At 42.7% G+C, this 5,290-nt stretch carries 5 protein-coding genes and 1 pseudogene; 3 read left to right on the top strand and 3 right to left on the bottom strand.

Annotated features, from left to right (window positions below; translation table 11 throughout):
* The first annotated feature begins 305 nt into the window (after positions 1 to 305).
* Positions 306 to 560, top strand: coding sequence for a hypothetical protein (locus tag PX636_RS05135; RefSeq protein ID WP_002755102.1), 255 nt, complete (start codon positions 306 to 308; stop codon positions 558 to 560).
* 206 nt (positions 561 to 766) lie between these two features.
* Here the strand turns inward: PX636_RS05135 and PX636_RS05130 are convergent, their stop codons facing one another.
* Both PX636_RS05130 and PX636_RS05125 read right to left on the bottom strand, forming a co-directional pair.
* The gene (locus PX636_RS05130) at positions 767 to 1,663 is read right to left on the bottom strand and encodes a restriction endonuclease (RefSeq protein WP_125731605.1); all 897 of its coding nucleotides are present in this window, start codon (positions 1,661 to 1,663) and stop codon (positions 767 to 769) included.
* A 478-nt stretch (positions 1,664 to 2,141) separates the two neighbouring features.
* On the bottom strand, positions 2,142 to 3,137 hold the full coding sequence (locus tag PX636_RS05125) for an L-lactate dehydrogenase (RefSeq protein ID WP_002803774.1): 996 nt from the start codon (positions 3,135 to 3,137) through the stop codon (positions 2,142 to 2,144).
* Between the two features lie 235 nt (positions 3,138 to 3,372).
* Between PX636_RS05125 and PX636_RS05120 the strand changes: the two genes are divergently transcribed.
* Positions 3,373 to 3,714, top strand: a complete 342-nt coding sequence (locus PX636_RS05120; protein ID WP_052275819.1) for a DUF952 domain-containing protein — start codon at positions 3,373 to 3,375, stop codon at positions 3,712 to 3,714.
* An 85-nt stretch (positions 3,715 to 3,799) separates the two neighbouring features.
* A pseudogene (locus PX636_RS05115) lies at positions 3,800 to 3,898 on the top strand (DUF952 domain-containing protein); the annotation flags it as partial.
* Here the strand turns inward: PX636_RS05115 and PX636_RS05110 are convergent.
* Entirely contained in the window at positions 3,875 to 5,188 is a 1,314-nt protein-coding gene (locus PX636_RS05110) for a cytosine deaminase (protein ID WP_288116394.1), read from the bottom strand. The pseudogene PX636_RS05115 and the gene PX636_RS05110 overlap by 24 nt on opposite strands.
* Between the last annotated feature and the right edge of the window lie 102 nt (positions 5,189 to 5,290).

Raw genomic sequence — 5,290 nt, 5'->3', positions numbered from 1 at the left:
TGTTGAGCAATTCCCCACCGTAGATTTAGCCTTTGCTTGGACACAAGATAAATATGCGCCGCTAATACTAGGACAGATGAACTTCTTTCTTGCCTTTGATGTCTGTTTTTACAGATACGATTTAGCATTCGAGATTAGTCAAAAATAGTTTGACTAGAGAAAAAAGAGGTGTGTTAGATTTCATTAACTAAGCAACCAGCGATCGCAGTTTCACCTCAAGCGATCGCCCTATGAAAAGAGATTAATTTGTCTAAAGATTTGCTAAACTGAGGACAATAATCGCTTATTTTCAAGGTGTTAACTAAATGTGGTGGCAAAGTTCTCGGTTAGACCGTATTGAAGCCAGTCTAGAGGCAAGTCAGCAGCGAATAGAGCGAATAGAAAGCAATATTGACAGATTAGCAGCAATCAGTGAGGCAACGAATCGGCGTATTGATCGGTTTGTGGAAGCTACTGCTCAACAAATGGAGGAATCTAAGGCTCGTATTGACCAACTGCAACAAGGGATGGAACAGCTTCAGCGTGCAGTTGGCTATTTTTTAAGTCAGGACGGTAACTAACGATCGCCTTTTCAAAAATCAAAAAACCCCGTTAGCTTACAATCACTTGCTTCAATGAATGAGCATGGTACTACGGCTAGAGAAAAAAGAGGTGCGTTACATTTCATTAACTACCAGAGCGGCGTGCTGCTACGCAGTGCCTTCGGCATCGCACTCAACCAACTAACTTGATACGGTCGGTGTGCAAGCGGATTGTTATGCAGCAGTCAGTTTCTTTCAAGAGTAACATCATTTTCCAATGGTGCAGCAAGTTCAATTATTAATGCTCCATGTCCTGTGCCATAGTCATAAGGCTCTAACTCTATATATTTGCCACGACCTTCTATGGCAAAGTGGTGAATAACTCGTGGCTTATGTATTAGTAATTCAACCGAAACATCTAAATGAATTTTGGCAATATCATCACCGTTCACGAGCAACTGGTTTTCGGGAAGTACCATCGTTATCTGAAATTGTATTGGGTATGCTCCTGGATCTAGCTTCGTGGTATCAATTTGCTTCAATGCCTCATCAAAGCCTTGGTTTGACTCTTCACCTAAAAATTCGTACAGATCTATCTCATTTCCATTGAAGATAGCTTTTGCTGTTGATATGTCAATTGTCATAAAAGAGGGGTCTATCTTGCCAATAGCGGAACGTTTTGTCAATTTTATGTCTCCATTAAACCCACTTCTACCTGTGACTAGCATTCGTGGATAATCGAGAGGAAAGTCTGATGCCAGAAGTAACTCGATGCGTTCATCCTTTGCAGCTTGAGCAGTAGCACCCTTGCTAAATCCTCTGGCGACGAAGAAGCCTTTCTGCGAGGATGTTGCTTGAATCTTTTCTGAAAAAATGATGATATCATTTTTTCCTACATTCTGCTTCCAATTCTTGCACTCAAAGATGAATTTACTTTTATAGCCTTGAGCTACTGAAACTTCAACATATAGATCGATCTCATGCAGAACACCTTCAGCAATTACAATTTTTTTGTTTTCTACAACGAACTTATCTGGGTCTAGTGTTGAAGAATATTTGAGAATTGCTTCTTCTATACGTTTTACTGCACGTTCTAGATCATCCCCCTTTTGCTTCTTCATGTTGGCTTTAATAGAGTCCATGGATCTTAATTTCACTCCTTACTGGTTCGCATTCAAACAAGAGGTGACACCCATCAACTTAGATGACGAACTAAAAGTTCTCAAGCATCAACTCCATCAACGGAGGAGCTGCATAACCATTGATTATACAGAAACTTTCCGAATAACACTGCTGAGAGTAAAGATAATTGGAAACTTTCAGCATATCACACCATTTTAGAACCATCGCCGGAACTTTTCCGCGTATCATAACTAAAAGCGTATTAGCCAGATTAAACAAACTCTTTTAAGTAGATTCCTAACAACAAGCTGCAATAAAATAGACTTTTCGGGAAGTCTAGCACTAATTGCTTCAGTCCACCCCACAATTACCTAATTTTCGGGGAAAAAGTGCCTAAAATTTCCCCTTGATCGCTCTTATGTCTGGCACTTTTTGAGGGCAAAAAAATCTAAAAATCTTAGCCAACAAGGTTTTTAGATTTATTCAGCCAACCCTAAGTTAAATTTTGAGTTGATCGATTAAATCGCGCATAATTTTGGCCGAATTATGTAACTGTTCCGTTTCTCTGGGACTGAGAGCAAGATTCAGGGTTTTAATCACTCCTTTCTCGTTAACCACCGAGGGAATACTTAAACACACATCTTTGAGACCGTATTGACCATCGAGGAGAGTGCTAATAGTCAGAATTCTTTCTTGGGAACGTAAAATCGCTTTAACGATATCTGTGGTAGCTAAACCGATCGCATAGCTAGTATAACCCTTGCGTTTGATAATTTCATAGGCGGCGTTTTTAACCTGAAGAAAAATTTCTGTTAAGCTTTCTTGGTCGGCCGCGCTTAAATCCTGCCAATCTCCTTCGAGTAACCTTGCTCCTCCGATATTAGCCGAACTCCAGACAGCAAGCTCACTATCCCCGTGTTCACCGATAATATAAGCGTGGACGTTACGCGCATCTACATGGAGTTGGGTGGATAAAAGAGAGCGTAAACGGGCAGAATCTAGCACCGTACCCGAACCAATCACCCTAGAAGGCGGAAAATGGGTGATTTTAAGGGTAACATAGGTCATGATATCGACGGGATTACTCACCACCAAAATCAAAGCACTGGGGCAGTAAACAGCCACATCCTCCAGAATACGGCGAAAAATCGCCACATTTCGCTCAAGGAGATGTAATCTGGTTTCTCCCTCTTTTTGGGCAGCCCCGGCAGTAATAATCACCACATCGGCATTTTGTCCCACATCGGCCACGGTTCCCATTTTCAAGTCTGTGGGTTCAATAAAAGGCATTCCGTGCCTTAAATCCATCACTTCCCCTTCGACTTTATCCGTGGCGATATCTTGCAGAATTAATTCATCAAAACAGTCTTGAATTAACATCGAGTAAGCGCAGGCCATCCCCACCTGACCAACACCGATAATTACCCCCTTGCGAGGACGCAGAGGAGCGGGTTTTTCAGCGTAGGGATTGGGAGTAAATATTTTGTCTAGCATAGATTTTTGCAGTTATTGCCTCGGTAAGCTCATTTTAAAGGGAAATGGTTAATATCAGGTAAAAGGAGACTATCAAGAGATTTTGAGGCCATTATCGGCAATTTTTTTCTGGTAATTGGTCGGACAAATTTCTTGTCTTTATTCCCTGACCCCTAGTTTAAGAGAATTGAGGGCCGCTGACAGCTTCAGGCTATATCCTAAAATTAGGGATAAAGTGACAGTAGGAGGCGAACCGATGATCTATCACATCACTACAGAAAGAGGTTGGCAAATAGCTCGTGAAATGGGGGAATATCGGGCGTATTCCCTAAAAAATGAGGGATTTATCCATTGCTCTACCTTAGAACAAATTCCGAAAGTTGTGGACGCTTTTTATCAAAATCAGCCAGACTTGCTGGTTTTAGCCATTTCTCCTGAACAATTGCAGTCCCCGGTGAAATGGGAGCAGCCCCAGCATCCTAACCCAGAAAATGCAACTCTAGAGCTAGAAAAAGAGACCTTTCCCCATATTTACGGTGCTATCAACCTAGAATCGGTAGTTTTTGTCAAACCCCTAGAGGAGTTGCTCAATTCCTAAGTAGGGATGCACAATTATTTGTAGGATGGGTTAGCGGTAGCGTAACATGAGCGGGCGTTGGGTTTCATGCTTCAACCCAACCTACGTTCATCTAGAAAAAGAGACCTTTCCCCATATTTACGGTGCTATCAACCTAGAATCGGTGGTTTTTGTCAAACCCTTACAGGATTTGCTCAATTCCTAGAACTAAATCATCTAACTCTTGGTAATCGGGGAGAGTAGTATCGATGCTCAACCCGCGCCGAATCACGAGGCGATCCCACTGTGGTCGCGATAATAGCTCGCTAAAGTAGCGAGCCTTGAAAATTAACAAATTTGCCTCTAGACCCGTCTTAATGCGCCCTAAATGGGGCAATCCGAGCAGATTTGCCGGGGTGAGGGTGACACTATTTACCCAGTCAGCGTAGGGTGTGTCGAGATGGGCAATCCGCACCGCTTGGGTAAAGACTTCTAAACCATCGTGATCCCCAAAACCATAAAAGGGATCGCGACAGTTATCACTGGCAAAAGCAACTGGAATTCCCGCTTTTTTCATCTCTTTTACCTTAGTTGTCCCGCGCCAAAAGGGGGTTTTTTCCTCTTGACGATCCTGTAGGTAGAGATTGCACATCGGCAAGCTAACGATAGCAATGCCCGCATTTTTGACTAAATTTAGGGTTTCTTGGATTATTTCAGGGGATTGTACCGCTAAACTGCAACAGTGACCACAGATGATTTGTCCAGAAAATTGCTCTTTGATAGCAGTACGCGCGATCGCTGCTAAACAGGTAGAATCGGAATCGCCGTTTTCATCCAGATGAAAATCGAGATTTAAACCCCTTTCTTGGGCTAATTTGAAGGTAATATCAATTTGTGCCTGTAAATCGGCATTTGTGTAGGCTACTCCCCCCAATATACCCCCAAATTCGGCAATTTTATCGGCTAAGGCCGCTCCCTCGGAGGTTTGATAGTAGTCAAGGGAAACTAGAGAAACCGCTTGCAGGGTGATTTTACCGGCCCATTGTCGTTGCAATTCTGCCAAAGCAGTTAAGCTAATCTGTGCCTGTTGACCAAAAGAGTCGATATGGGTGCGAATAGCGGCGGTTCCGTGGGCATAACTGCATTTAACGCCGAATTCCATGCGACGATACACATCCTCTAAGCGCCACTCCCGTCGGGAATCCTCTAGGGCCATTTTTAAGGCACTGTCAAAAGTGCCATCATGGTTAGGACAACGCTGCCAACTATGACCTTTATCGAGATGGGTGTGCATATCGACAAAGCAAGGAAAAATAATCTTTTTTTTGAGGTCGATAACGGGAATATTATCTTCGGGGGGGATGGTTGAGGTGATGCGATTAATGTTACCGTCATTAATTTCCAGATTAACTAAGGTTAATCCCTCGGAGGTTTGGGGAGAGAAACTCTCATTTTCTAGCAGGGAAACGGGAATATGAGCATTTTTGAGCCAGTAGCGCTCGCTTGAGGGAATCATAAGACCTCTGGTAAAAATCAAAAATTGTTGTTAGGGTTAGGAGTCGGTCGTCAGGAGAATTAAGAATGAATAATAATCAATTATGCGGTATTAAGTAAGGAG

It is taken from the genome of Microcystis sp. M53598_WE2, assembly GCF_030067735.1.
Lineage (GTDB): Bacteria > Cyanobacteriota > Cyanobacteriia > Cyanobacteriales > Microcystaceae > Microcystis > Microcystis aeruginosa.
This window is presented reverse-complemented; position numbering and strand designations above follow the sequence as displayed.

Bases quoted from the DNA above. Each gene is read 5' to 3' on its own strand.
- PX636_RS05135 (WP_002755102.1), top strand. From the start codon at position 306: ATGTGGTGGCAAAGTTCTCGGTTAGACCGTATTGAAGCCAGTCTAGAG.
- PX636_RS05130 (WP_125731605.1), bottom strand. From the start codon at position 1,663: ATGGACTCTATTAAAGCCAACATGAAGAAGCAAAAGGGGGATGATCTA.
- PX636_RS05125 (WP_002803774.1), bottom strand. From the start codon at position 3,137: ATGCTAGACAAAATATTTACTCCCAATCCCTACGCTGAAAAACCCGCT.
- PX636_RS05120 (WP_052275819.1), top strand. From the start codon at position 3,373: ATGATCTATCACATCACTACAGAAAGAGGTTGGCAAATAGCTCGTGAA.
- PX636_RS05110 (WP_288116394.1), bottom strand. From the start codon at position 5,188: ATGATTCCCTCAAGCGAGCGCTACTGGCTCAAAAATGCTCATATTCCC.